Source organism: Eubacterium sp. 14-2, assembly GCF_000403845.2.
GTDB lineage: Bacteria > Bacillota > Clostridia > Lachnospirales > Lachnospiraceae > Petralouisia.
Genome location: NZ_KE159567.1, coordinates 1,779,747 through 1,803,887 on the forward strand (window position 1 = coordinate 1,779,747; position 24,141 = coordinate 1,803,887).

Below are 24,141 nucleotides of genomic sequence, written 5' to 3' on the forward strand. Positions count from 1 at the left end.
TTGGAGGCATTTGCATGAGAGAGAAAACCATAGAGCAGAAATTCAGGGCGGCAGTCAAGGTCGCCGGGGGCTTGGCACTTAAGTTCGCATCGCCCGGTTTTGATGGGGTGCCTGACAGACTGGCACTTCTCCCTAGCGGGAGGATGGCATTCGTGGAGGTCAAGGCTCCGGGGGAAAAGCCACGCCCCCTGCAGCTTTCCCGGCACCGGCTCCTGCGGCGGCTTGGGTTTAAGGTGTATGTGCTAGATGACGAATCGCAGATTGGAGGGATCATTGATGAGATACAGTCCACATGAATACCAGAAATTTACAGCAGAATACATTGAGGCGCATCCGGTATCCGCAATCTTCCTGGACTGCGGATTAGGGAAAACGAGCATCACGCTGACGGCAGTCAATGACCTGATGTTTGACAGCTTTGAAATCCACAGGGTGCTTGTGGTAGCACCAATCCGTGTAGCTTCTTACAGTTGGCCGGCGGAAATTGAAAAATGGGACCACCTTGAAGGTCTGAAATACAGCGTGGCGGTCGGAACGGCGGCAGAGAGGCTTGCGGCATTAAAAAAGCCGGCAGACATTTACCTCATCAACCGTGAGAACGTACAGTGGCTGATTACTGAGAGCGGCATCCCTTTTGACTTCGACATGGTGGTGATCGATGAGCTGTCCTCTTTCAAGAACCACCAGACGAAGCGGTTCAAGGCGCTGATGAAAGTACGACCAAAGGTGAAACGCATCGTGGGGCTGACAGGAACGCCGAGCAGCAATGGACTGATGGACTTATGGGCGGAGTTCCGGCTGCTGGACATGGGGGAGCGGCTCGGCAGGTTCATCGGGCAGTACCGCACTTCCTACTTCCGGCCGGATAAGCAGAACGGGCAGGTGGTGTTTTCTTACAAGCCGCTGCCTGGGGCGGAGAAACAGATATACGGCAAAATATCCGACATCACCATTTCCATGAAGTCCACCGACCACCTGCAGATGCCGGAACTGATAAATTCCAGATACACGGTGTATCTTTCTGAGAAAGAGGATTCGCACTATGCGGATTTGAAGAAAGACCTCGTCCTTCAGCTTCCGGACGGCGACATCACAGCCGCCAATGCCGCATCCCTTTCCGGGAAGCTGTCGCAGATGGCGAACGGCGCAGTCTACACGGATGCCGGGGAGACGGTCGCCATCCATGAGCGGAAGCTGGACGCACTGGAGGACATCATCGAGGCGGCAAACGGCAAGCCGGTGCTTGTGGCATACTGGTTCCGGCATGACCTGGAACGCATCACGGAACGGCTGTACAAACTGAAAATCCCATGTTCCCGGCTGGATACCGACAGCAGCATCCGGAAATGGAACGCCGGGGAAATCCCGGTGGCGCTGATCCACCCGGCATCCGCCGGACACGGCCTCAACCTCCAAAGCGGTGGGAACACGCTGGTGTGGTTCGGCCTTACCTGGTCACTGGAATTATACCAGCAGACGGTGGCGAGGCTGTGGCGGCAGGGGCAGGCATCCGAGACCGTGGTGGTGCAGCACATCATCACGAAAGGCACCATAGACGAGCGGATCATGAAGGCGCTTTCCGAAAAGGACACCACGCAGGCCGCACTGATCGATGCGGTGAAGGCAGACTTGAGGCTGTAAGTAGAAAAGCCGCCAGTCAAAATTGCAAATCTGAGCCAATCAATGAAAATCAACGACAATCTTTGAAAATCCGGGGGAAGCAAATCTATTTTGATTGGAGGCATGGCTTATGAGCATTATCTGGAAGTATCTTGACAAGCGGTCAGCGGCCGTGGATGCGCTGAAGGATTACAGCAGCATGAAATTCATCATCGAACACACGGATGATGAGATAAAGGCGGCATATGAGAAGATGGGCGGTGTCAGCAGCCCGCAGTCTGACGGGATGCCCCGCACACACAATCCCCATGCTGTGGAGGACAGGATGATAAAGGGCATTGAGGAGATCGATGTGCTGAAGGAGCGTTACCGTCAGGCAGTGGAATATATGGCGTGGTTCCTCCCGGCATGGGAGGAGCTTTCGGAGGATGAGCGGTATGTGCTGGAAGCCTTTTATGGCGACGGCAACGAATATGGCAGCAGCGTCATTTATAAAATCGCAGACCATTTCCACATTGAGCAGAGTTCCGCCTATAACAAAAAGAACCGCGCGCTGCACCACCTCACCATCCTGCTTTTTGGGAAAAGCTGAAATTCATGAAAATAGGAGTGGATATATTTCCCCATTGACGGTAATATGCACCATACCAAAACGAGAGGAGGTGCAGGATGGCAGAAGAGGATGAAGTTTCAAAAATCATGGCGGTGGCGGAGAAATACAGCGATTACTTTAACGAGTGGCATTCGGACATCGCCATTGGCAGGAAAGGTCCGAACTTTTTCTATGTGTACAACGACCAGTACCGTTACTTTGAGGTGTTTGAGGAATTCAGCACGGCGGAGGAACTGGAGAAGCTGATCATCGGGACAATGGCGGAGAACATGGAGACCTTCAATGCCGTGGCGTTGGAGAACACGCAGAAGATGTTTGAAAACCTGGACATCAACGAGAATGTCGGCAGTTACGACCCGGACTTCCACATCTACAAGCTGCTTCGGCAGATGGAGATCATGACGGGGCAGTTGGAACACTGGTCGGAACTTGTGGCAGGCACATACCGGTCATTTGCAAATGTCTGTAAAGACATGAAATTTGGCGGGAAAAAACGGGCGGGGACGCACATGAGTAATTCCGTGTAAAATGTTTGCCATATGGCGTGGTATACTGACATTATCGAAAACTGCATAAAGACAGACGGCCTTCGTGGGAAACTTCTCCTGCGGGGGCTTTCTTTATGCCATGAGGAGGTGAGAGCAATGCCAAGGAAACCGAAGAGGCCGTGTTCCTTCCCCGGCTGTCCCAAGTTGACAGAGGGGCGCTTTTGTGAGGAGCATGGGAAGCAGGAGAACCGCCGCTACGAGAAGTACGACCGTGACCCGGCTGTACGCCGTAGGTATGGGCGGGCATGGAAACGAATCCGTGACCGCTACGCCGCAAAGCACCCGTTCTGTGAGGAGTGCTACAAGAAGGGCGTGCTGCGTCCTGTTGAGGAGGTACACCACAAGCTGCCGCTGGCAGAGGGCGGGACGCATGACGAGGGAAACCTTGTGTCGCTGTGCCAGCCGTGCCATGCGAGGATTCATGCGGAGCGCGGTGACAGGTGGAATAAGCATTAATTTATTTTATGGGAATCAGTGCTGTGTTGATTTATGCTGTGGAGGTTTCTGCTGACCCGGAGGGGCGGTCGGAATCTCTACAGCATATTTTCTGTGGAACGGGCGTGGGGTGTCACGCATAAAAACCGAAAATCAAACGGGGGATTGCCCCGCTCTGATTTTCCATATTTCATGGGCATTTTTAGGTGCTGCGGTGTTTGATTCCGCAGCATTTTTTCAAACGAAATCAAAGAAACGGGGTGAAAACGGTGGCAAAAGACGGCAGCAACCGGGGCGGCGCAAGGCCGGGGGCAGGGCGCAAGCCCAAGGCGCTCACAGAGAAGATCAGCGAGGGGAAGACGGCAGAGGTGCTGATGGAGCCTGCCGAGCTGGAGGGCATGGATGTGCCGCCCGTGAAGGACTTCCTCAAGTCCCCGCAGAAGAGCGGGCGGGAGCTGGTGGCGGAGGAAGTGTACAACGAAACGTATGCATGGCTGAAAGCGAGGGGCTGCGAGAAGCTGGTCACTGTGCAGATGGTGGAGCAGTATGCCATGAGTGTGTCCCGTTGGATTCAGTGCGAGGAGATTGTTTCCTCCACTGGATTTTTAGCGAAACACCCGACCACAGGAGCCGCCATCGCTTCGCCTTATGTTTCCATGAGCCAGTCCTATATGAAACAGACCAATTACTGCTGGATGCAGATTTACCAGATCGTGAAGGAGAACTGTTCGGTAGAGTTCCAGGGCAACACGCCCCAGGATGACGTGATGGAGCGTCTGCTCCGTGCGAGGAAAGGAGTGTAGATAAAAAATGGGAAAGACGACAACCGAGATGCAGCTTGTGCCACTCTCCAAATTAGTGCCGTATGTGAACAATGCGCGGACGCACTCGCCGGAGCAGCTCACGAAGCTCCGCTCATCCCTGCGGGAGTTCGGTTTCATCAACCCGGTCATCATCGACCGGGATTTCAATGTCATCGCGGGGCATGGCAGGATTGCCGCCGCGAAAGAGGAAGGCATGGAGGAAGTGCCGTGTGTGTTTGCAGACTTCTTGACGGAGGCGCAGAAGAAAGCCTATATCCTTGCGGACAACCGCATGGCTCTTGATGCGGGATGGGATGAGGAACTGCTCCGCATCGAGATTGAAAGTTTGCAGGGTGCGGATTTTGATGTATCCCTGACAGGCTTCGGCGAAGATGAGATTGCAGACCTCTTTGCTGGGGATGGGGAAAAAGATGTAAAGGATGATGATTTCGACCTTTCCGCCGCATTGGAAAAAGCGGCGTTCGTGGAGCGGGGCGACATCTGGACGGTGGGCAGGCACAGGCTGATGTGCGGCGATGCCACAAGTGCGGAAGATGTGGCGGCGCTCATGGATGGGAAGAAAGCAAACCTCATCGTGACAGACCCTCCCTATGGAGTTTCTTTCAAGAGTTCCGGCGGGCTGACCATCCAGAACGACAGTATGAAGGGGGATGAATTCTACACATTTCTGTACAATTCGTTCTCATGCATGGTGGAGCATCTGGAAAGTGGCGGCGCGGCTTATGTGTTCCATGCGGACACCGAGGGGCTGAATTTCCGTAAGGCTTTCGTGGACGCAGGGTTCCACCTTGCCGGGGTGTGTATCTGGGTGAAGAATTCCCTCGTGCTTGGACGTTCGGACTACCAGTGGCGGCATGAGCCTGTGCTGTACGGCTTTCTGAAGAACGGCAAGCACCCGTGGTATTCCGACCGGAAGCAGACTACCATCTGGAACTACGACAAGCCGAAGCGGAACAAGAACCATCCGACCTCCAAACCGCTCGACCTGCTCGGATACCCGATCTGCAATTCCTCTCAGGAGAACGCCATCGTTTTGGACACCTTCGGCGGCAGCGGCTCCACGATGATGGCGTGTGAGCAGACGAACCGTATCTGCTGCATGATGGAGCTGGATGAGAAGTATGCATCCGTCATCCTGCGGAGGTATGTGGAGGACACCGGGGATTCGGAAAATGTGTATGTGGTGCGTAGCGGGGAAAAAATCTCGTACTCCGCACTGGTAAAGGAGGTGGAGACGGCATGAATGCGGACGCTATATATATCCATAGTAGGGAGTCCGGCACTGGCGGCGGAGACACACCGAATCCGCAGAGTGCGGATTCACGGCTGACACTCGGAAGCCTTTTTGACGGAAGCGGGGGATTCCCGCTCGGCGGGCTGCTTGCGGGCATCACGCCTTTATGGGCATCAGAAATTGAGCCTTTCCCCATCCGGGTGACCACAAAGCGGCTGCCCTTTGTGAAGCACTTGGGCGACATTTCCACGGTGGACGGTGCAAAGATCGCCCCCGTGGACATCATCACCTTCGGCTCGCCCTGCACCGATATGTCGGTGGCCGGCAAGCGGGCGGGGCTGGACGGGCGGCAGTCGTGCCTGTTCTACCAGGCAGTAAGAATCATAAAGGAAATGAGGTGTGCAACAGATGGAAAATACCCAAGGTTTATCGTATGGGAGAACGTCCCCGGCGCCTTCTCCTCCAACAAAGGGGAGGACTTCAAGGCAGTCCTCGAAGCGGTCTGCTCCGTCAAAGACGAAAGTGTTTCTGTACCTGGAGCTCCAAAGGGGAAATGGGCAAACGCCGGGACTGTCGTGGGGGACGGATTTTCCCTCGCATGGCGGGTGCTTGACGCGCAATTTTGGGGAGTCCCCCAGCGAAGGAAACGCATCTACCTTGTCGCAGATTTTGCAGGCGGGAGTGCCGGAAAGGTATTATTTGAGTCCGAAGGCGTGTCTGGGTATTCTGCGGAGGGCTTCCGTGCGTGGCAAGGAGCTGCCGGAGGTGCTTCGGAAGGCTCTGGAGCGCCAAGCGGCATCTGCCTGAACGACCAGGGCGGGCAGCGGATGGATGTGACGGATGAGGTGACCTGCACTCTGCGAGCAGAGGCGCACCATCCCCCATGTGTGCTGGAATCGGCCGGTTTCTGCACGGAGCATTCTGCAAAGGCACGGGGCATTGGCTATGAAGAGGAAACCTCGCCCACACTCCGTGCCGGAACAGTGCCGGCGGCGGTGGCACTCTATGAGAACCATTCGCAGGATACCAGATACACGGGGCCGCTGGATACCGCACCCACCGTCAATGCCACTTATGGGATGGGCGGAAACAACCAGCCGTTCGTGGTGGAAACGCCCAAGACGCTGAAAATCCGCTCCGGCTGTGAAGGCGGCGGGAAAGGGGCGATCATACAAGATGACAAGTCCGCGACGCTCTCCTGCAACAATGACCAGACGGTGTTCGTGCCGTTCTGCAAGGGATACCGCGCCCACTACAAAGGGGATGCGCCGACCTGGAAGGACGGGAAGGTGGCAAACACCCTGAACACTTTTGATGTGGGGGAAAGCCGCTGCAATGAGCTGGTGGTGCAGGCTTACGGCATCTGCTCCAAGGACAGTAACGCCATGAAGTCTGACAATCCCCACAGCGGATTCTATGAGGCGGAAACCTCCCGGACGCTGGATGGAAACGGCGGGAATCCGTCCTGCAACCAGGGCGGCATTGCCGTGGTGGAGCCGGAGGGAATGTCGGCATTCCATATCAACCAGAGGGATGAAGTCATCGACCTGCAGGGGAAGTCCGGGGCGCTGATGGCTACCCGGAATATGCAGATGCAGACCTTTGTCTTGCAGGGCTCCATGATCGGGCGGGATGACAGGAACGGTCCGCAGGGCAGCGGCATTAATGAGGATGTAGCTTTTTCACTCACGGCAGCCGACCGCCATGCCGTGGCACAGCCGACCTACTGCACGAGCAAGAATTCCCATTTTACGAGAGCAGAGAAGGAGCTGGCGAACACGCTGGTGGCTACGGATTATAAGGACCCTCCCGTCATCAATGATGTGCAGACTGCATCCGGCAAGGAGGTGTTCGGAACACTCTCGGCAAGCATGGGCTCCAAGCAGTGGCTTGGGAACCAGGAGGCGTTCAGCGGGGATTACCATATCGTGGAGCCGGAGTATATCGTCCGCAGGCTGACGCCGACCGAGTGTGCGAGGCTGCAGGGCTTTCCGGACTGGTGGTGCGGCGGGCTTGGGACGGAGAAACCCACGGAGGATGAGCTGTTGTTCTGGCGGGAAGTCTTTGAGACCCACCGGAAGATTGTGGGGACTTCCACAAAGCCAAAGACGGATAAGCAGATCATTAAATGGCTGAAGAATCCGCATTCCGATAGTGCCGAGTATAAAATGTGGGGCAACGGCGTCGCACTGCCGAACGTATATTTCGTGCTTTCGGGGATCGTGTACTATGCACAGTTCCCGGACTTTTTATTGTGACATTTTTTCTCACATAACGCTTGCTATTTCTGCGGTTCAGAGTGATTAATGTAGTACCGAAAAACGAAGGAGGTACAAAAAAATGAGGTTTGAATTCAACAGGACAGGGGCAGAGCGGAAAGCGCTGGTGCAGGCGATGGGAGAGATTTTAGGGGTGAAGCCGAGATACCTTGGGATGCCCACGGCGGCTTATGAGGTGGATTACTTCCACATCGACAAGACTGGTGCGATGGAGTTCGACGACCGGGCGGACAGCAAGGAGATTGAAAACCTGATGGAGCGGCTTGCCGAGAGGGGGATCATTGCAGCCCCGGCGGAAACGGCACAGGAAGGCGGCACGGCGGAAGAAACCGCAGAGCCGGAAAACCATGCGGAGGAGCCGGAAACAGCGCCGCAGGAGGCGAACGTGCGGCTTACGGTGGCAATGCCGAGGGATTCTTTCACGGATGCCGCACTGGATAACCTGCGGAAGCTGGTGGACGCCAAGGGCAGCCTCATCAAAAAGGCACTGGCGGTTGAAAGCCTCCAGATTGAGGCGGACGGGGAGAAGGTTTCTTTCCCCTGGTTTTCCAAAACGGACAGCGAATCGGCAGCGGCCTACACCCACTTCATTGCCGCCCTCTGCGACATGGCGAGGAACCAGAAGCGCATCACGGCGACCGAGAAAAAGGTGGAGAATGAAAAATACGCTTTCCGGTGTTTCCTGCTCCGGCTCGGATTCATCGGGGCGGAATACAAGGGCGAGCGGAAAATCCTGCTGAAGAACCTTTCCGGCAGCTCGGCCTTCAAAAACGGCGAAAGGAAGGAGGCGGGCAGCAATGAAGTTTCCGAGTAGGGAGATTGTGGAGCGTGTCCGCAGGGAGTACCCTGCAGGCACACGGGTGGAGCTTGTGCGGATGGAGGATGTGCAGGCTCCGCCCATCGGAACGAAGGGAACCGTGACGGGCGTGGATGACACGGCGAGCATCATGGTGGCGTGGGACAACGGCAGCCGCCTCCATGTAATTTATGGAGAGGATGAAGTGAGAAAAATCAAGGGGGACGATTAGATGGAACAGGACATTCTGAAACAGATTTATTTTGGGGAGATCGTGCCGTGGGAGAACCGGAACGACAAGACGCCGGAAATGGTGGAGATCGCCGACCGCATTGACGGGGAGATTGAACGCCTGAAAGGGCTGTTGGACAGTGAGGGGAAGGCGCTGCTGGAGAAACTTCTGGACGATGCTTCCGACCTTGAGTGCAAGACCATCTGCGAAGGGTTCAAGGACGGATTCCGGCTCGGCGCACAGATTACGGCGGCATCCCTGGGCAGTGTAAAAAAGCCATAAAATACACAAAAAACAGGGCAGAACATTGTGTAGATTATGCTCCGAATTGACTTGCTATTATCCCCTTTTAGAGCGAATATGTGTACTACCGAAAGGGAAAACACACAACAAAAACGGAGGATTTCAGCATGAACGAAAAATTAGCAAGACAGGTTGAGGAAATGAAAAAGCAGACCATCGGGGTTGAGGTGGAGATGAACAGCATCGCAAGGGACAGGGCGGCGAGGATTGCGGCTAAGTTCTTCGGCACAGGAAGGTACGAAAACACGGCGGCACGGAACGGCTACAGCACTTGGAGCGCATGGGACGCAGACGGCAGGGAGTGGAAATTCCAGAAGGACGTGAGCATCGCGGGGCCGGACAGCGAAAAATGCGAGATGGTGACACCGATCCTTACCTACGCGGACATGGAAACCCTGCAGGAACTCATCCGGCAGCTGCGGCACGCCGGAGCGAAGAGCGACGCGGGAAGGGGCTGCGGGGTACACATCCACATCGGGGCAAAGGGCCACACGCCGCAGACGCTCCGCAACCTTGCCAACATCATGGCAGGCCACGAGAGCCTTATCGCGGATGCCTTAAACCTTGACCGCTGGAGGATGAACCGCTACTGCCGCACGGTTGACCCGCGGTTCTTAGAGGAGGTCAACAGAAAGAAGCCTTCCACGATGGCAGCCCTTGCGGACATCTGGTACACGAGCCACGGCGCAAATTACGGTAGAAGCCAGCACTACAACGACAGCCGCTACCATATGCTCAACTACCACGCGACTTTCACCAAAGGCACGGTCGAGTTCCGCCTCTTTCAGTTCGACGAGCCGGGAGACGGGCGCAGGGGCGGCCTCCATGCAGGGCAGCTAAAAAGCTACATCCAGCTCTGCCTCGCACTGAGCCAGATGGCGAAGGAAGTGAAAACGGCAAGCCCGAAGCCGCAGCAGAATGAAAACCCGAAATACGCCATGAGGACCTGGCTCCTCCGGCTCGGCTTCATCGGGGACGAATTCAAGACCGCAAGGGACATCCTCACAAGGAGGCTTGCAGGGGACGCATCCTTCCGCAACGGAAGGGCTGCTTGAAGGGAACGCGGGAGGTAGCCTCCTGCCACCTTTCCTGCCGCGGAAACGGCAGCGGACCGCTACGGCGGTCTTAAGGTGGTAGAAGGGTGCCCCCTTCGGAAAGGATGGATTTCAAAATGGAAAAGAGATACTACATTGCTTACGGCTCGAACCTGAATGTCGGGCAGATGCGGATGCGCTGCCCTGGGGCGAGGATTATCGGCACTTCGGTGGTGGAAGGCTACCGGCTGCTGTTCAAGGGGAGCAGAACCGGCTCCTACCTCACCATCGAGCCGCAGGAGGGTGCAAGCGTCCCCGTGGCGGCATGGGAGGTAAATGTGGAGAACGAGGCGGCGCTCGACCGCTACGAGGGCTTCCCCCACTTTTACTACAAAAAGGAGATGGAACTGCCCATCAAGGGCATCAGGACCGGCAAGGTCCGCAGGCGGAAGGTTTTCGTCTACATCATGCATGAGGACCGCCCGCTTGGTCTGCCAAGCGCATCCTACATGGCGACCTGCATGGAGGGATACCGGAGGTTCGGATTCGACGAGGCATTTCTGGAACAGGCGTATGCCGACAGCGCGGAGGAATTTCCGGGCGGGTGGAAAACGGGGGATGCCTGCTTCCTGGTGACTAACCGGAAGAACGGCTGCACGGGCAGCTACACCGTGCTGGGATTTGACGGGAGGTATTTCACCCTCCAGAACCGCAGGGGAAGCTGCTGCCGCGCATCCGCAGGACGGATATTCCGCAGCAGGGAGGCGGCGCTCGCCCCTCGGAAGGAAAACACGGAACCAGGAGGAAAACACGATGAAGGAAACAGATAATATTGCGAGGATTTCGGTCTGCCCCAGGTGCGGGCAGACCTACCACGGCAGGCCGGCAGTCTCACGGGCGGACAACAGAACGCAGCTCTGCCCGGACTGCGGCACCAGGGAGGCGCTAGAGAGCATTGGAGTGGACGGGGAGGAGCAGGAACAGATTCTGGAAGCCATCCACAGATGCTACGGAAGGAGGCAGGAGCCGTGAAAGCATATGGGAGGAACCTCCGCTGGATAGAGAACCACCAGTACGGGGATGAGATGCACACGGGGATTCCCCTGACGTCCTCCGGCAAAAAACGGGGACAGCGGCGGAAGCGGTATGAGCGCCCTTTCAAAAAGTCGGAGCGGCAGCATTCCAAAAATGAAATCCGGAAGGAACTGGACGGGGAGTGAGCTGCCATAAACTACACAATTCCCACCGTGGATATTTGTTTAATTTATGCCTGTAATTGACTTGCTATTATCCCCTTTTAGAGCGAATATGTGTACTACCGAAAGGGAAAATACAAAGAAAGCGGAGGTACACACCATGAAAAAAATTGAACTTTTTGAAAGAGCTATTGCGGAGCAGGCAGCAAGCCTTAAGGATTGGGACATCAACCTGACACTGTTCTGGGCGTACCGCAACAGTATCACGGCGGGCAACAGTCAGATTGATTTCAGCGAGACCATATGGGACAGCGACATTGAGGAGATTACAAAGACGCTGAAGGAGAACGGCATCAGTGAGTTTACCATCAGCAGCACCTTTTCAAGCCTGATTCCGACCCTTGCGGAATTTGCAAAGCACGGCTTCCAGATGGCGGGGCTGACCGAGGTAAAGGCAAACTATACGGACTTTCAGACACAGGAGCGGGCAGTCATTCCGGCAATCCGGATAGAACTAAAGGAGGCGTAAGGCCATGAAAGCATATGGTGAACGGGAACATCAGGGAAAATACATCCTTGAGGACTACACATGGTCGAGGAACCACCACCGGGCGGAGACCATCCGCCGGTGGAAACGAAACCTTAAGCGGAAAGCGAGGAAGCACAATAAAATACGCCCGCAGGATTATGCGGAAACCAACGAATAGGAGGAAAATTTTATGGATGCAAAAAAGATAAATCAGGAAGAAGAGCTGGAGCTGAACGATGAGCAGGCGGCGAGGAACGATGAGGTTTACAGCGGGGTATTTGACCTCTGCAGGATGCTGTCGGAGAACCCGGAACTGGAATGGGACATGAGTTTTATCGGGGAGATTGCGGACTGTGCCGCATCCATCCTTGGGCGGCACGGCATCAGGGTGCGTTTCCCCGCAGTAGTGACCAATGAGGACGGCTCGCAGTACATTGAAGAATATTACGGCGGGGATGAATCCGGGGAGTAAACTACACAAATTTTCCTACAGATATTTGTGCAGGATATGTTCTGAATCCGCTTGCTATTACCGGCAGAAAGAGCGAATATGTGTACTACCGAAAGGGAAAACACAGAAAACGGAGGGCATGGACATGACAAGATTTGAACGGGATTTGAAAGCTGCAAAGGAAGGAAACGGGATTGAGATTCTGGCAGGAAGGAAAGCAGAACTTGACCGTCTTTGGAAAGAGGGGAAAGCCTGCAAAAACGGATTTAGAAGGCAGTGCATAGCACAGGAATACACAAGGCTGAAAGCTGAGTATGATAAAATTGACGCACTTTTCTAAAATGTGAATCTGAAAATCCAAGAACGGAGCCGGAAGGCTCTGTATCTTGTACCGATAGATTACGGCTTGCCACTGGCAGGCTATTTTTCATGCCATCTTCTGGAGGTGATGCCTATGGCAATGCGGAAACTGAAAAAGTATAAGCCGACAAAGTTCAAGGCAAAGGACAGCCGCTATGATAAGGATGCCGCCGATTTTGCCGTGATGTTCATAGAAAGCCTGTGCCACACCAAAGGGACATGGGCGGGGAAGCCTTTTGAACTGATCGACTGGCAGGAGCAGATCATCCGTGATATTTTCGGCACGTTAAAGCCGAACGGATACCGCCAGTTCAACACAGCATACGTTGAGATTCCGAAGAAGCAGGGCAAGTCAGAGCTGGCGGCGGCCGTGGCGCTGCTTTTGACCTGCGGGGACGGGGAGGAACGCGCCGAGGTGTACGGCTGTGCCGCTGACCGTCAGCAGGCCACTATCGTCTTTGACGTGGCGGCGGACATGGTGCGGATGTGTCCGGCGCTTTCCAAGAGGGTGAAGATACTCGCCTCGCAGAAGCGGATCATATACACGCCGACCAATTCCTTCTACCAGGTGCTTTCGGCGGAGGCGTATTCCAAGCACGGCTTCAACATCCACGACGTGGTGTTTGACGAGCTGCACACGCAGCCGAACCGGAAATTGTTTGATGTCATGACCAAGGGTTCCGGGGACGCCAGGATGCAGCCGCTGTATTTCCTCATCACCACGGCGGGGACGGACACCCATTCCATCTGCTATGAGACGCACCAGAAGGCGACGGATATTTTAGAGGGCAGGAAGATTGACCCTACATTTTACCCGGTGATTTATGGTGCGGATGAAGCGGATGACTGGACGGACCCGAAGGTGTGGAAAAAGGCGAACCCCTCACTGAACATCACGGTGGACATTGATAAGGTGGAGGCTGCCTGCGAGTCGGCAAAGCAGAATCCGGGGGAAGAGAACAGTTTCCGGCAGCTCCGCCTGAACCAGTGGGTGAAACAGGCGGTGCGGTGGATGCCCATGGACAAATGGGATGCCTGTGCCTTCACGGTTTCGGAGGATGGGCTGGAGGGGCGTGTCTGCTACGGCGGGCTGGACTTATCCTCCACCACGGATATCACGGCATTCGTGCTGGTGTTCCCGCCGCTGGATGAGGAGGACAAATACTGCATCCTGCCGTACTTCTGGGTGCCGGAGGAGACGCTGGAGCTGCGGGTGCGGCGCGACCATGTCCCCTATGATGTGTGGGAGCGGCAGGGGAAGCTGATGACCACGGAGGGGAACGTGGTGCATTACGGCTTTATTGAGAAATACATTGAGAGGCTCGGTGAGCGGTTCAACATCCGGGAGATCGCCTTTGACCGGTGGGGCGCTGTGCAGATGGTGCAGAACCTTGAGGGGATGGGATTCACGGTGGTCCCGTTCGGGCAGGGCTTCAAGGATATGTCCCCGCCCACCAAGGAGCTGATGAAGCTGGTGCTGGAGCAGATGATTGCCCACGGCGGGCATCCGGTCCTGCGGTGGATGATGGATAACATCTTCATCCGCACCGACCCTGCAGGAAATATAAAGGCAGATAAGGAGAAGTCCACGGAGAAGATTGACGGGGCAGTGGCCGCCATCATGGGGCTTGACCGTGCCATCCGCTGCGGGAATGAAACTTCGGAGAGCGTCTATGATTCCCGCGGCTTGTTGGTATTTTAACATTTTACAGGGTTGTGTGCGGAATCTTTGGTGGTTCCTTGTATGGCTATTTTTCCCGCATTCCTTTATGCTGTCTGGCGAAGGAGGTGGAAGGATGGACGATAAGGATTTCCTTGAGCTTATCATTTCGGAACGGATGGGGATGCACCATGATAACTTTAAGAAAGAGCATCCCCCTACGGAGGAGCAGGCCGCGGAAGCAGAAAAGGCAGGCCGGGCACACGAGCTGCTGTTCCAGCAGTTAAGTGCGGAGCAGCGGGAAATGATGGAGCTGTGCGAGGATGTAACAAATTCGGAAGCCACACGGGAAACCGAATATTACTACCGTGCAGGGTTCCGGGACGGGGTGAGCCTTGACAGGCTGATAAAGCAGATCAGGGAAAATAATAAATAAAAACATAAGACAGGGATTAAGACGGGCATCGCTTTTGCGGTGCCTTTCTGCTGTCCGTTTTCAGAAAGGAGAGTGGTTCCTATGGGATTATTCAGCGGATTGTTCAGGGCGAGGGATGCCCCTCAGAACAGGACTTCCGGCAGCGCCTACAGTTTTTTCATGGGCGGCAGCACGAGCGGGAAAAGGGTAAATGAGCGTTCCTCCATGCAGATGACGGCGGTGTACTCCTGCGTCCGGATTCTTTCCGAGGCGGTGGCGGGGCTTCCGCTGCATTTCTACAGATATACGGATAACGGCGGGAAGGAAAAGGCGGCAGACCACCCGCTGTATTTTTTACTCCATGACGAGCCGAACCCGGAGATGACTTCCTTTGTGTTCCGGGAAACGCTGATGACGCACCTGCTCCTCTGGGGCAACGCCTACGCACAGATCATCCGCAACGGCAAGGGGGAAGTTATCGCGCTGTACCCATTGATGCCAGACAGGATGAATGTGGAGCGGAATTCCAAGGGGCAGCTTTATTACGAATACACGGTGAGCATGGATGACGCACCCACGGTGAAGGGCAGCACGGTCATCCTGCCGCCCACGGAGGTGCTGCACATCCCCGGACTCGGCTTTGACGGGCTGGTGGGCTATTCCCCCATTGCCATGGCAAAGAACGCCATCGGCATGGCGATAGCCTGCGAGGAATACGGGGCGAAGTTCTTCGCCAACGGCGCGCAGCCGAGCGGCGTGCTGGAGCATCCGGGGACGCTGAAAGACCCTTCAAGGGTAAGGGAGAGCTGGCAGTCCACCTTCGGCGGCAGCCACAATGCCAACAAGGTGGCTGTTTTGGAGGAGGGGATGAAATATACACCGATTTCCATTTCCCCGGAACAGGCGCAGTTCCTTGAGACGCGGAAGTTCCAGATCAATGAGATAGCAAGGATTTTCCGTGTGCCTCCCCACATGGTGGGCGACCTGGAAAAGAGCAGCTTCTCCAACATCGAGCAGCAGTCTTTGGAATTTGTAAAATACACTCTCGACCCGTGGGTGTCGAGGTGGGAGCAGTCCATGGCGAGGTCCCTGCTGACACCGGAGGAAAAGAAGCAGTATTTTGTGAAGTTCAACGTGGACGGCCTGCTCCGGGGCGACTACCAGAGCCGCATGAACGGGTACGCCGTGGGGCGGCAGAACGGGTGGATGTCCGCAAACGACATCCGGGAGTTGGAGAACCTTGACCGCATCCCGGAGGAACTGGGCGGCGACTTATACCTTATCAATGGGAACATGATGCCGCTTTCAATGTCAGGGGCGGCATACCAGAAAGGGAAGGAGGAATCCAATGAAAACGAAGAAGTTCTGGAAGTGGAGGAACCAGGCGGAGGCGGGGACGGCTCCGGAGGAGAGGACTCTGTTTCTGAACGGCACCATCGCAGAGGAAAGCTGGTTTGACGATGATGTCACGCCGCAGCTTTTCAAAGATGAACTGAACAGCGGCACGGGTGACATTACCGTGTGGATCAACTCGCCGGGCGGCGACTGCGTGGCGGCGGCACAGATTTACAATATGCTCACCAATTACAAGGGCAAAGTGACTGTAAAAATAGACGGCATCGCCGCAAGCGCCGCCAGTGTGATTGCCATGGCGGGCGACACGGTCCTGGTATCCCCGGTCTCCATGCTGATGATCCACAATCCCGCCACCATCGCCTGGGGCGACCATGCGGAGATGCAGAAGGCCATCGATATGCTTTCCGAAGTGAAGGAATCCATCATCAATGCCTATGTGCTAAAGACGGGGCTGTCCCGGCCGAAGCTGTCGCACCTGATGGATGCGGAAACATGGATGGATGCAAACAAGGCGGTGGAGCTTGGCTTTGCGGATGAGATCATGACGCGGGCAAAGGCAGAGCCGGAAAAGGAGCAGGAGGAAGGCGAGGGGGATACGGACGGGGAGGAAGAAGAAAAGAAATTCCCTCCCGCTCCAAGCTCCATGCTGTTCTCCCGCAGGGCGGCAAACAACGCCCTTTTAAATAAACTGGCCGCCAAATATGGCGGGGAAAAACCGAAGGCGGATATCCAGGCGCAGGCAAAAATCCCTGCTGCGGATACAGAAACCGGCCGTTCCGTGGACGCACTCATGGAGCGGCTTAATTTATTAAAGCGATAAGAAGGAGGATTTCATTATGACGATTCTGGAACTGCGCGAGAAACGCGCAAAGGCATGGGAGGCGGCAAAGGCATTTCTGGATTCCCACAGGAAGGAGAACGGAGTCCTTTCCGCAGAGGATGACGCCGCATACACGAAGATGGAGCAGGAGATCACCGACCTTGGGAAAGAGATCGCAAGGCTGGAGCGGCAGGAGGCATTGGACGCAGAGCTGAACCGCCCGGTAAACAAGCCCCTCACGGGGAAGCCGGGCGGCAGGGCGGACGCGGACGATGGGGAGGATAAGACGGGGCGCGCCTCCGATGATTACCGGAAGAACTTCTGGAACGCCATGCGCTCCAAGGTTCCGATGCCCGCGGTCACCAATGCCCTGCAGATTGGCACGGACTCCGAGGGCGGCTACCTGGTGCCGGATGAATACGAGAGGACGCTGGTGGAGGCTCTGGAGGAGGAGAACATCTTCCGGCAGATGGCGAAGGTGATAAAGACCTCCAGCGGCGACCGCAAGATTCCCGTTGTTGCGTCCAAGGGTACGGCATCCTGGATTGACGAGGAGGGCGCATACCCGGAGAGTGACGACTCCTTCGGGCAGGTTTCCATCGGGGCGTATAAGCTGGGCACCATGATCAAGGTTTCCGAAGAGCTGTTAAACGACAGCGTCTTTGACCTACAGTCCTATATCTCCCGCGAGTTTGCCCGCCGCATCGGGGCGAAGGAAGAGGAGGCGTTCTTCACGGGGGACGGCAAGGGCAAGCCGTTAGGTGTATTGGCGGCAACCGGCGGTGCAGAAACGGGCGTGACCGCAGCGTCCGCCACGGCAGTGACGGCGGATGAGCTGATGGATTTATATTACTCGCTGAAATCCCCGTACCGCAAGAAATCCGTGTGGGTGCTGAATGATTCCACCATCAAGGCCATCCGCAAGCTGAAGGACAATAACGGGCAGTATTTATGGCAGCCTTCCCTGACGGCAGGGGCGCCGGACATGATCCTGGGCCGTCCCATCAAGACTTCTGCCTATATGCCGGCCATTGCCGCGGGTGCAAAGACCATCGCCTTCGGTGATTTCAGCTACTATTGGATTGCCGACCGGCAGGGGCGCAGCTTCAAGCGCCTGAACGAGCTGTTCGCGGCCACCGGGCAGGTGGGATTCCTCGCTTCGCAGCGTGTGGACGGGAAGATGATCCTTGCGGAAGCGGTGAAGGTGCTGGTGCAGAAAGCGGCATCCGCAGGCTAATGGAAGGGGGCGGCGGGCATGGTGGTGACGCTGGAAGAAATGAAAAATTATCTCCGTGTGGATTACGATGACGATGATACCCTGATTGAAAGCATTATCCGGGCATCGGAAAAAATCTGCATGGATGTGGCGAGGATGGATGACACGCAGGAATTTTACGCAGTGGAAAATGCAGAAATAGCAGTACAGTATACGGCCGCCTATCTGTATGAACACCGGGAGGATGCCGACCACCATGCCATGATGCTGACGCTCCGTGCGCTTCTTTCCGGCAGCCGGAAGGAGGCGTTCTGATGGAGGTTTCCCTTTTGAATGTCCACATCACCTTTCAGAAGAATGCCGTGGAGGTGGACGGCATCGGCAACCACACAAACACATGGGCAGATTATTATTCCTGCCATGCTACAGTAAGCGGTGAGGCCGGGAATCAGACCAGTGAGACAGATGTGGCCGGGACTGTGGCGGATGAATCGGATGTTTCGTTTACTGTCCGCTGGTGCAGGAAGGCGTCCGTGATTGATTCCACAGGATACCGGGTGGTTTTTGGCGGGGAACTATACGACATCCTCGCCATCGACCACATGAACTATAAAAAGAAATGCCTGAAATTCAAGTGCAGGAAAGCGAGGCGGTGATAATGGCAAACGGCGTATCAATTGACCAGATGGCAGAGGAGATCATGAAGGGGCTAACCGAATATGCGGACCTTGCCACGGAGGATGTGAAAAAGGCGGTGAAGAAAGCCGGGACTGCGGTGCGGAAGGACATTGAAGCCAACGCGCCGAAAGACACCGGGAAGTATGCAAAGTCATGGGCGGTGAAGGCCACAAAGGAAACGTCCAATTCACTGGAAGTGACGGTGCATTCCAGGAACCGCTACCAACTGACGCACCTTCTGGAACACGGCCACGCCAAGCGGGGCGGCGGGCGCGTCCCGGCAAAGCCGCATATCGCGGCGGCGGAAGAGGCCGGCATAGAGCAGCTTGAAAAAGAGATACAGAAAGCATTGGAGGGATAAATTGTGAAAACATTACTGGCGCTTTTGAAGGAAACCGGCATCCCCTTCGCCTATGACCATTTTGCGGAGGGCGAGTCGCCGGAACCGCCGTTTGTCTGCTACCTCCTGCCGCAGAGCGACAATTTCGCCGCTGACGGCATGGTGTACTTCAAGGCGAGCGGCGTGAAGATAGAGCTGTACACCGACACCAAGGACCCGTCGGTGGAGAAGAAACTGGAGGACGCGTTGGATAAGCGGCGCATCTTCTACAACAAGTCGGAGGTCTGGATTGACAGCGAGAAGCTGTACGAGGTCCTCTACCAGTTTGACATGGAGGTGGTTTACGATGCCGAAGAAGAATAAAGTGAAATTCAATATCTGCAACGTGCATTACGCGCTGCTGACGCTGGGGACGGACGGGGCGGTGTCCTTTGGCACGCCCGTTGCGATGCCCGGCGCCGTCTCCCTTTCCCTCGACCCCAACGGCGAGCCGAGCAACTTTTACGCTGACGGGTACGCCTATTACACGGTCAGCAACAACATGGGCTACGAGGGCGACCTGGAGCTTGCCATGGTGCCGGAGAGCTTCCGCACCGACGTGCTGAAGGAGTCGCTGGATGAGAATAAAGTGCTTTTAGAGAACGCCAACGCGGAGACGGAGAACTTCGCCCTGCTGTTCGAGTTTGACGGCGATGTGCGGAAAATCCGCCATGTGCTGTACAACTGCTCGGCAGCGCGCCCGACCATTGAGTCCCAGACCAACGAGGAGGAGATCGAGGTGCAGACCGAGACGCTGTCCATCACGGCTGCGCCCCTGGCGAGCGGCTATGTGAAGGCGAAGACCGGGGACGCCACCACGGATGAAGTTTACCAGAACTGGTACAAGAGCGTGTACCTGCCGGATGCGGCAGCGGGCGGGAATACAGATACAGATACCGGCGGCACTGTTGATACGGAAGGGGAGGGATAACCTATGAGCATGAAGCAGAATATCGAGATTGACGGGAAGCAGGTGCCTTTCAGGGCATCCGCAGCCATACCGCGCATTTACCGGATGAAATTCCACCGGGACATCTATAAGGATTTAAGGAGCCTTGAGAAATCCATCGGTGACGGGGACGAGGAGAGTTCCAATCTGGATTTATTCTCTTTGGAGATGTTTGAGAATATCGCCTATGTAATGGCGAAACACGCAGACCCGGATATCCCGGACAGCCCGGAGGAGTGGCTGGATGAATTCAACACCTTCTCCATCTATCAGGTGCTGCCCAAGCTGATACAGCTTTGGGGGCTGAACGTGCAGACGGATGTCCAGTCTAAAAAAAACTTCGCCCGACTGACCGGGAAATGACAACGCCGCTGTTCCTGCTCCGGTGCGTACAGCTTGGGCTCTCCATCCGTGACCTTGACCTTCTCACCATCGGGATGGTCAACGATATGTTCGCGGAGAGCAGGAATGACGAATACAAGGGCTATAAGGAAATCGCTACCCAGGAGGATTTCGACCGCTTTTAGGCGGCGTCCCCCTGGGCATATTTTTGCATTTTAACAGGAAGGGGTGTCCGCCGTGGCGAACAGAATCAAGGGTATCACTGTTGAGATCGGCGGGGATACCACCAAGTTACAGACCGCATTAAAGGGAGTCAATTCCTCCATCCGGGATACGCAGTCGCAGCTACGGGATGTGGAGAAGCTCTTAAAATTAGATCCCGGCAACACGGAGCTGCTGGCACAGAAGCACAGGCTTTTGGGCGAGGCGGTGGCGGGGACGAAGGAAAAGCTGGAGACCCTAAAGACCGCCGCAGAGCAGGCAAACACGGCCCTTGCCAATGGGGAAATCTCACAGGACCAGTACGATGCCCTCCAGAGGGAGATCATCGAAACGGAAAACAATCTGCGTGACCTGGAGCGGCAGGCAGGGCAGTCCGCTGTGGCATTACAGAAAATCGCCGCCACGGGTGAAAAGCTGAAGACTGTCGGGGATAACATTTCCTCCGCCGGGCAGAAGCTGCTCCCCGTCACGGCAGGCGTGACTGCCCTCGGCACGGCGGCGGTCAGCACGGCGGCAAACTTTGAAAGCTCCATGTCGCAGGTGCAGGCAACGATGGGAATCACGAAGGATGCCATGTCCACGGTCAACGGCGAGAGCGTCAACACGATGGATACGCTTTCCGCACTGGCAAAGAAGATGGGCAGCGAGACAGCATTCTCCGCAAGCGAGTGTGCGGAGGCTTTGAACTACCTCGCCCTTGCCGGTTATGACACACAGCAGATGTGCGACACGCTCCCCACCGTCCTAAATCTTGCGGCGGCGGGAGGCATCGACCTTGCGGCGGCATCGGACATGGTGACGGACGCCATGTCCGCCCTGGGCATGGGCGTGGATGAGGCGGGGACGATGGTTGACCAGATGGCGAAGACCGCCTCCACCACCAACACATCTGTGGCGCAGCTTGGCGAGGGCATCCTCACCATCGGTGCGACTGCCAAGACCGTGAAAGGCGGCACGGCGGAGCTGAACACGGCCCTCGGCATCCTCGCCAACAACGGCATCAAGGGCGCGGAGGGCGGCACACACCTCCGAAATGTCATCCTGTCATTACAGAACCCGACCGACAAGGCGGCTGCCTGTATGGAGCAGCTTGGCCTGGATGTTTACGATTCCGAGGGGAATATGCGCTCCTTAAACGACATCCTGGGTGACCTGAACATGAGCATGGACGGCATGACGGCGGCGGAGAAGTCCAATATCATCGGGCAGATTTTCAACAAGACCGACCTGTCTTCCGTGAACGCCCTGCTTGCCAATACAGGGACTACCTGGGATGACCTGCAGCAGTCCATCATCGACAGCGGCGGTGCGGCGCAGCAGATGGCGGACACACAGCTTGACAACCTGCAGGGGCAGATCACTATTTTAAAGTCAGCCTTAGAGGGGCTGGCTATTTCTTTTGGGGAGCTTTTGATGCCCGCCATCAAAATGATTGTGGGGTGGGTGCAGCAGTTCGTAGACTGGCTGAACGGCATGGACGAGGGGACGAAGAAAGTCATAACCACGGTCGCACTATTGGCGGCGGCTTTGAGGCCGGTGCTGATTGTCGTTGGGAAAGTGGTGTCTGCGGTCGGCACAATCATGACGATTGTCCCGAAAGTGGCAGGCGTCATCAATACCGTAAAGACTGCCTTTGCTGCCTTAAACACCACCATGCTGGCGAACCCCATCTTCTTAATCATAGCGGCAATCACGGCACTGGTGGCGGCCTTTATTTATCTGTGGAACACGAATGAGGATTTCCGGCAGTTCTGGATTAACCTTTGGGAGAATGTGAAAGAAGTCGCCATTGCCGTATGGGAGGCAATCAAAAACTTCTTTGCGGCGGCATGGGAGGCCATCTCGTCCACAGCGCAGGCTGTTTGGAACGGGATAAAGGATTTTTTTTCCGGGCTGTGGGAAGGGATAAAAACGATATTCAGCACAGTGGTGGAAGTGATTAAAACCATCATCACCACTTATTTCAATATTTACAAGACCATTATCACTACGGTCTTAAATGCGATAAAGACGGTATTCACAACCATTTGGAATGGGATAAAAACCGTGGTTACCACGGTAGTGACGGCAATCCAGACCTTTATCACCACGGCATGGAACGCCACCAAAAATACAGTCACTACAGTCCTGAATGCGATAAAGACGGTCATCACCACGGTTTGGAATGGAATAAAAACTGCTGTCACGACTGTGGTAAATGCCATAAAGACTGTAATTTCTACCGTTTGGAATGGGATAAAAAGCACGGTCAGCACCGTGGTAAACGGGATAAAAAATACAGTTTCAACAGTGTTCAATAACATCAAGTCCTCCATCAGCGGCACGATGGGCAATATCGTATCTGTGATAAAGAGCGGCTTTAACAACGCCATCAGCTTCATCACGAGCCTACCGTCCAAAGCCCTGCAGTGGGGCAAGGACATGATCATGGGTATCGTGAACGGCATTAAGAGCTGTATCGGGGCTGTGGGAGATGCTGTGAGCAGCGTGGCAAACAAGATCAAGTCCTTCCTGCACTTCTCCGTGCCGGACGAAGGGCCGCTGACCGATTACGAGAGCTGGATGCCGGACTTCATGAAGGGGCTGGCAAAGGGCATCGAGGACAGCAAGAGCATGGTGGCAAAGGCAGTGGACGGCGTGGCGGCGGATATGGTGCTGAACCCTTCCGCAGCCGTGCAGGAGATTTCTGTATCTGGAAATGGCGGGGACGGACCGTCACAGGGCGGCTCCATAAACGGGCCGCTGATCGAGGTGAAGGAAATGAACGTGAGGAGCGAGGAGGACATCCGCAAAATCTCACAGCAGCTTTACCGGCAGCTCCAGCAGGGACGGCGGGCAAACGGATATTCGTAGGAAAGGAGGCAGGCAGATGGGTTTTTCTTTTGACGGCGTCACATCAAAAAGCATGGGGATTGCAAGCCGCATGGCCACGGAGAACCGGGTGCCGGAACTGAAAAACCGCACCATTTCCATGGCGGGCAGGGACGGCCTTGTTGACCTGGGTGCGTCCCTTTCCGAACGGGTGATAGAGATATCCTGCTTCATCCCTCCAAAGCGGACGGCGGCGGAGCTGCTTGAGTGCAAGGATGAAATCGTAAGCTGGCTGAGCCCGGACAAAGGCGTGTGCGGACTGAAACTGGATACGGAGCCGGGGCGGGTGTATTACGCAAGGCTCCAGGAGGGTGTGACTTTTGAGCGGGTGGTGAGGCTGGCGGCGACATTTGACCTCACTTTTTTCTGCCCTGACCCATTCGGCTATGCTGCGGAGGATGAGGTTTTTACCGTCACGGCAGTGGGGAGCCACACGGTGAGGCGGAGGCTTGGGAATCTGTACTCCAATCCCGTCTATCGGCTGAAAGGCATCCTGGCTTCCGGGGCAGGCAGGTATATCAGCATCACCACAAATGGCATGGAACTGAAAATATCAAATGCGGTTTTATCCGCATCGGAAACACTGGTAATCGATACAGCGAAAATGACGGCATGGGTGGAGGACGTGGAGGGGAACACGCTCCGCAACGCCCTGCCGTATATCAGCGAACTGAACTTCCCCACGCTTGACGCGGGGTTGAACACGGTGGAGGTGGCAGTATCGAACGCCACCTTTACGGAACTTGAAATACAGGCAAAGAGCCGCTGGAGGTGATGTT

General features: G+C 55.7%; 32 protein-coding genes and 1 pseudogene. All 33 read left to right on the plus strand.

What is annotated here, in order from left to right; genetic code table 11:
• The first annotated feature begins 14 nt into the window (after positions 1-14).
• Positions 15-296 (plus strand): VRR-NUC domain-containing protein, encoded by a 282-nt coding sequence (locus C805_RS15295; RefSeq protein ID WP_016214801.1) that lies wholly within the window; start codon positions 15-17, stop codon positions 294-296.
• Positions 277-1,641: a DEAD/DEAH box helicase gene (locus C805_RS15300; RefSeq protein ID WP_016214802.1), complete on the plus strand. Its 1,365-nt coding sequence runs from the start codon at positions 277-279 to the stop codon at positions 1,639-1,641. The genes C805_RS15295 and C805_RS15300 overlap by 20 nt, the downstream gene beginning before the upstream one ends.
• Before the next feature lie 109 nt (positions 1,642-1,750).
• Positions 1,751-2,212 (plus strand): hypothetical protein, encoded by a 462-nt coding sequence (locus C805_RS15305; protein WP_016214803.1) that lies wholly within the window; start codon positions 1,751-1,753, stop codon positions 2,210-2,212.
• Positions 2,213-2,289: 77 nt separating this feature from the next.
• Positions 2,290-2,760 carry a hypothetical protein gene (locus C805_RS15310; RefSeq protein WP_016214804.1) on the plus strand — a complete coding sequence of 157 codons (471 nt, stop codon included), beginning with the start codon at positions 2,290-2,292 and terminating at the stop codon, positions 2,758-2,760.
• A 117-nt stretch (positions 2,761-2,877) separates the two neighbouring features.
• A complete protein-coding gene (locus C805_RS15315) occupies positions 2,878-3,237 on the plus strand; it encodes an HNH endonuclease (protein ID WP_016214805.1) in 360 nt (119 codons plus the stop codon).
• Positions 3,238-3,485: 248 nt separating this feature from the next.
• On the plus strand, positions 3,486-4,019 hold the full coding sequence (locus C805_RS15320) for a P27 family phage terminase small subunit (protein WP_031201095.1): 534 nt from the start codon (positions 3,486-3,488) through the stop codon (positions 4,017-4,019).
• Between the two features lie 7 nt (positions 4,020-4,026).
• Positions 4,027-5,283: a site-specific DNA-methyltransferase gene (locus C805_RS15325; RefSeq protein WP_016214807.1), complete on the plus strand. Its 1,257-nt coding sequence runs from the start codon at positions 4,027-4,029 to the stop codon at positions 5,281-5,283.
• Positions 5,280-7,532: a DNA cytosine methyltransferase gene (locus C805_RS15330; RefSeq protein WP_016214808.1), complete on the plus strand. Its 2,253-nt coding sequence runs from the start codon at positions 5,280-5,282 to the stop codon at positions 7,530-7,532. The genes C805_RS15325 and C805_RS15330 overlap by 4 nt, the downstream gene beginning before the upstream one ends.
• An 82-nt stretch (positions 7,533-7,614) precedes the next feature.
• On the plus strand, positions 7,615-8,367 hold the full coding sequence (locus C805_RS15335) for a hypothetical protein (RefSeq protein WP_016214809.1): 753 nt from the start codon (positions 7,615-7,617) through the stop codon (positions 8,365-8,367).
• Positions 8,351-8,581, plus strand: coding sequence for a DUF4314 domain-containing protein (locus C805_RS15340; RefSeq protein ID WP_016214810.1), 231 nt, complete (start codon positions 8,351-8,353; stop codon positions 8,579-8,581). Before C805_RS15335 ends, C805_RS15340 begins: the two co-directional genes overlap by 17 nt.
• Positions 8,582-8,863: a DUF6809 family protein gene (locus C805_RS15345; RefSeq protein WP_016214811.1), complete on the plus strand. Its 282-nt coding sequence runs from the start codon at positions 8,582-8,584 to the stop codon at positions 8,861-8,863.
• 128 nt (positions 8,864-8,991) lie between these two features.
• Positions 8,992-9,939 (plus strand): amidoligase family protein, encoded by a 948-nt coding sequence (locus C805_RS15350; RefSeq protein ID WP_016214812.1) that lies wholly within the window; start codon positions 8,992-8,994, stop codon positions 9,937-9,939.
• 116 nt (positions 9,940-10,055) lie between these two features.
• A pseudogene (locus tag C805_RS27110) lies at positions 10,056-10,520 on the plus strand (gamma-glutamylcyclotransferase family protein); the annotation flags it as partial.
• A 211-nt stretch (positions 10,521-10,731) separates the two neighbouring features.
• Positions 10,732-10,950: a hypothetical protein gene (locus C805_RS15355; RefSeq protein WP_016214814.1), complete on the plus strand. Its 219-nt coding sequence runs from the start codon at positions 10,732-10,734 to the stop codon at positions 10,948-10,950.
• Entirely contained in the window at positions 10,947-11,138 is a 192-nt protein-coding gene (locus tag C805_RS15360; protein WP_016214815.1) for a hypothetical protein, read from the plus strand. The genes C805_RS15355 and C805_RS15360 overlap by 4 nt, the downstream gene beginning before the upstream one ends.
• Positions 11,139-11,274: 136 nt before the next feature.
• Positions 11,275-11,643 (plus strand): DUF7698 family protein, encoded by a 369-nt coding sequence (locus C805_RS15365; protein ID WP_016214816.1) that lies wholly within the window; start codon positions 11,275-11,277, stop codon positions 11,641-11,643.
• A gap of 4 nt (positions 11,644-11,647) precedes the next feature.
• The gene (locus C805_RS26725) at positions 11,648-11,821 is read left to right on the plus strand and encodes a hypothetical protein (protein ID WP_016214817.1); all 174 of its coding nucleotides are present in this window, start codon (positions 11,648-11,650) and stop codon (positions 11,819-11,821) included.
• A 12-nt stretch (positions 11,822-11,833) separates the two neighbouring features.
• Positions 11,834-12,115, plus strand: coding sequence for a hypothetical protein (locus C805_RS15370; protein ID WP_016214818.1), 282 nt, complete (start codon positions 11,834-11,836; stop codon positions 12,113-12,115).
• A gap of 124 nt (positions 12,116-12,239) precedes the next feature.
• Entirely contained in the window at positions 12,240-12,434 is a 195-nt protein-coding gene (locus C805_RS15375; protein ID WP_016214819.1) for a BAR domain-containing protein, read from the plus strand.
• A 120-nt stretch (positions 12,435-12,554) separates the two neighbouring features.
• Positions 12,555-14,156, plus strand: a complete 1,602-nt coding sequence (locus C805_RS15380) for a terminase large subunit (protein ID WP_031201099.1) — start codon at positions 12,555-12,557, stop codon at positions 14,154-14,156.
• Positions 14,157-14,250: 94 nt separating this feature from the next.
• Positions 14,251-14,550: a hypothetical protein gene (locus C805_RS15385; RefSeq protein WP_016214821.1), complete on the plus strand. Its 300-nt coding sequence runs from the start codon at positions 14,251-14,253 to the stop codon at positions 14,548-14,550.
• An 81-nt stretch (positions 14,551-14,631) separates the two neighbouring features.
• Positions 14,632-15,987, plus strand: coding sequence for a phage portal protein (locus C805_RS15390; protein WP_016214822.1), 1,356 nt, complete (start codon positions 14,632-14,634; stop codon positions 15,985-15,987).
• Positions 15,878-16,705 (plus strand): head maturation protease, ClpP-related, encoded by an 828-nt coding sequence (locus tag C805_RS15395; RefSeq protein ID WP_022751167.1) that lies wholly within the window; start codon positions 15,878-15,880, stop codon positions 16,703-16,705. The genes C805_RS15390 and C805_RS15395 overlap by 110 nt, the downstream gene beginning before the upstream one ends.
• A 16-nt stretch (positions 16,706-16,721) precedes the next feature.
• Positions 16,722-17,942, plus strand: a complete 1,221-nt coding sequence (locus C805_RS15400; RefSeq protein ID WP_016214824.1) for a phage major capsid protein — start codon at positions 16,722-16,724, stop codon at positions 17,940-17,942.
• 18 nt (positions 17,943-17,960) lie between these two features.
• The gene (locus C805_RS15405; protein WP_016214825.1) at positions 17,961-18,236 is read left to right on the plus strand and encodes a head-tail connector protein; all 276 of its coding nucleotides are present in this window, start codon (positions 17,961-17,963) and stop codon (positions 18,234-18,236) included.
• A complete protein-coding gene (locus tag C805_RS15410) occupies positions 18,236-18,577 on the plus strand; it encodes a phage head closure protein (RefSeq protein ID WP_016214826.1) in 342 nt (113 codons plus the stop codon). Before C805_RS15405 ends, C805_RS15410 begins: the two co-directional genes overlap by 1 nt.
• Before the next feature lie 2 nt (positions 18,578-18,579).
• Positions 18,580-18,960: an HK97 gp10 family phage protein gene (locus tag C805_RS15415; protein WP_016214827.1), complete on the plus strand. Its 381-nt coding sequence runs from the start codon at positions 18,580-18,582 to the stop codon at positions 18,958-18,960.
• Positions 18,961-18,963: 3 nt separating this feature from the next.
• Entirely contained in the window at positions 18,964-19,302 is a 339-nt protein-coding gene (locus tag C805_RS15420) for a hypothetical protein (RefSeq protein WP_016214828.1), read from the plus strand.
• Positions 19,286-19,909, plus strand: coding sequence for a major tail protein (locus tag C805_RS15425; RefSeq protein WP_016214829.1), 624 nt, complete (start codon positions 19,286-19,288; stop codon positions 19,907-19,909). The genes C805_RS15420 and C805_RS15425 overlap by 17 nt, the downstream gene beginning before the upstream one ends.
• Before the next feature lie 3 nt (positions 19,910-19,912).
• Complete coding sequence (locus C805_RS15430) at positions 19,913-20,290, plus strand: hypothetical protein (protein WP_016214830.1); 378 nt, start codon at positions 19,913-19,915, stop codon at positions 20,288-20,290.
• The gene (locus C805_RS26730; RefSeq protein WP_016214831.1) at positions 20,287-20,454 is read left to right on the plus strand and encodes a hypothetical protein; all 168 of its coding nucleotides are present in this window, start codon (positions 20,287-20,289) and stop codon (positions 20,452-20,454) included. Before C805_RS15430 ends, C805_RS26730 begins: the two co-directional genes overlap by 4 nt.
• Positions 20,455-20,506: 52 nt before the next feature.
• Positions 20,507-23,344, plus strand: coding sequence for a phage tail tape measure protein (locus C805_RS15435; RefSeq protein WP_016214832.1), 2,838 nt, complete (start codon positions 20,507-20,509; stop codon positions 23,342-23,344).
• A 16-nt stretch (positions 23,345-23,360) separates the two neighbouring features.
• Positions 23,361-24,137 carry a distal tail protein Dit gene (locus tag C805_RS15440; protein WP_016214833.1) on the plus strand — a complete coding sequence of 259 codons (777 nt, stop codon included), beginning with the start codon at positions 23,361-23,363 and terminating at the stop codon, positions 24,135-24,137.
• The last annotated feature ends 4 nt before the right edge of the window (positions 24,138-24,141 follow it).

Bases quoted from the DNA above. Each gene is read 5' to 3' on its own strand.
- C805_RS15295 (WP_016214801.1), top strand. From the start codon at position 15: ATGAGAGAGAAAACCATAGAGCAGAAATTCAGGGCGGCAGTCAAGGTC.
- C805_RS15300 (WP_016214802.1), top strand. From the start codon at position 277: ATGAGATACAGTCCACATGAATACCAGAAATTTACAGCAGAATACATT.
- C805_RS15305 (WP_016214803.1), top strand. From the start codon at position 1,751: ATGAGCATTATCTGGAAGTATCTTGACAAGCGGTCAGCGGCCGTGGAT.
- C805_RS15310 (WP_016214804.1), top strand. From the start codon at position 2,290: ATGGCAGAAGAGGATGAAGTTTCAAAAATCATGGCGGTGGCGGAGAAA.
- C805_RS15315 (WP_016214805.1), top strand. From the start codon at position 2,878: ATGCCAAGGAAACCGAAGAGGCCGTGTTCCTTCCCCGGCTGTCCCAAG.
- C805_RS15325 (WP_016214807.1), top strand. From the start codon at position 4,027: ATGGGAAAGACGACAACCGAGATGCAGCTTGTGCCACTCTCCAAATTA.
- C805_RS15330 (WP_016214808.1), top strand. From the start codon at position 5,280: ATGAATGCGGACGCTATATATATCCATAGTAGGGAGTCCGGCACTGGC.
- C805_RS15335 (WP_016214809.1), top strand. From the start codon at position 7,615: ATGAGGTTTGAATTCAACAGGACAGGGGCAGAGCGGAAAGCGCTGGTG.
- C805_RS15340 (WP_016214810.1), top strand. From the start codon at position 8,351: ATGAAGTTTCCGAGTAGGGAGATTGTGGAGCGTGTCCGCAGGGAGTAC.
- C805_RS15345 (WP_016214811.1), top strand. From the start codon at position 8,582: ATGGAACAGGACATTCTGAAACAGATTTATTTTGGGGAGATCGTGCCG.
- C805_RS15350 (WP_016214812.1), top strand. From the start codon at position 8,992: ATGAACGAAAAATTAGCAAGACAGGTTGAGGAAATGAAAAAGCAGACC.
- C805_RS15355 (WP_016214814.1), top strand. From the start codon at position 10,732: ATGAAGGAAACAGATAATATTGCGAGGATTTCGGTCTGCCCCAGGTGC.
- C805_RS15365 (WP_016214816.1), top strand. From the start codon at position 11,275: ATGAAAAAAATTGAACTTTTTGAAAGAGCTATTGCGGAGCAGGCAGCA.
- C805_RS26725 (WP_016214817.1), top strand. From the start codon at position 11,648: ATGAAAGCATATGGTGAACGGGAACATCAGGGAAAATACATCCTTGAG.
- C805_RS15370 (WP_016214818.1), top strand. From the start codon at position 11,834: ATGGATGCAAAAAAGATAAATCAGGAAGAAGAGCTGGAGCTGAACGAT.
- C805_RS15375 (WP_016214819.1), top strand. From the start codon at position 12,240: ATGACAAGATTTGAACGGGATTTGAAAGCTGCAAAGGAAGGAAACGGG.
- C805_RS15380 (WP_031201099.1), top strand. From the start codon at position 12,555: ATGCGGAAACTGAAAAAGTATAAGCCGACAAAGTTCAAGGCAAAGGAC.
- C805_RS15385 (WP_016214821.1), top strand. From the start codon at position 14,251: ATGGACGATAAGGATTTCCTTGAGCTTATCATTTCGGAACGGATGGGG.
- C805_RS15390 (WP_016214822.1), top strand. From the start codon at position 14,632: ATGGGATTATTCAGCGGATTGTTCAGGGCGAGGGATGCCCCTCAGAAC.
- C805_RS15395 (WP_022751167.1), top strand. From the start codon at position 15,878: ATGAAAACGAAGAAGTTCTGGAAGTGGAGGAACCAGGCGGAGGCGGGG.
- C805_RS15400 (WP_016214824.1), top strand. From the start codon at position 16,722: ATGACGATTCTGGAACTGCGCGAGAAACGCGCAAAGGCATGGGAGGCG.
- C805_RS15405 (WP_016214825.1), top strand. From the start codon at position 17,961: ATGGTGGTGACGCTGGAAGAAATGAAAAATTATCTCCGTGTGGATTAC.
- C805_RS15410 (WP_016214826.1), top strand. From the start codon at position 18,236: ATGGAGGTTTCCCTTTTGAATGTCCACATCACCTTTCAGAAGAATGCC.
- C805_RS15415 (WP_016214827.1), top strand. From the start codon at position 18,580: ATGGCAAACGGCGTATCAATTGACCAGATGGCAGAGGAGATCATGAAG.
- C805_RS15425 (WP_016214829.1), top strand. From the start codon at position 19,286: ATGCCGAAGAAGAATAAAGTGAAATTCAATATCTGCAACGTGCATTAC.
- C805_RS15430 (WP_016214830.1), top strand. From the start codon at position 19,913: ATGAGCATGAAGCAGAATATCGAGATTGACGGGAAGCAGGTGCCTTTC.
- C805_RS26730 (WP_016214831.1), top strand. From the start codon at position 20,287: ATGACAACGCCGCTGTTCCTGCTCCGGTGCGTACAGCTTGGGCTCTCC.
- C805_RS15440 (WP_016214833.1), top strand. From the start codon at position 23,361: ATGGGTTTTTCTTTTGACGGCGTCACATCAAAAAGCATGGGGATTGCA.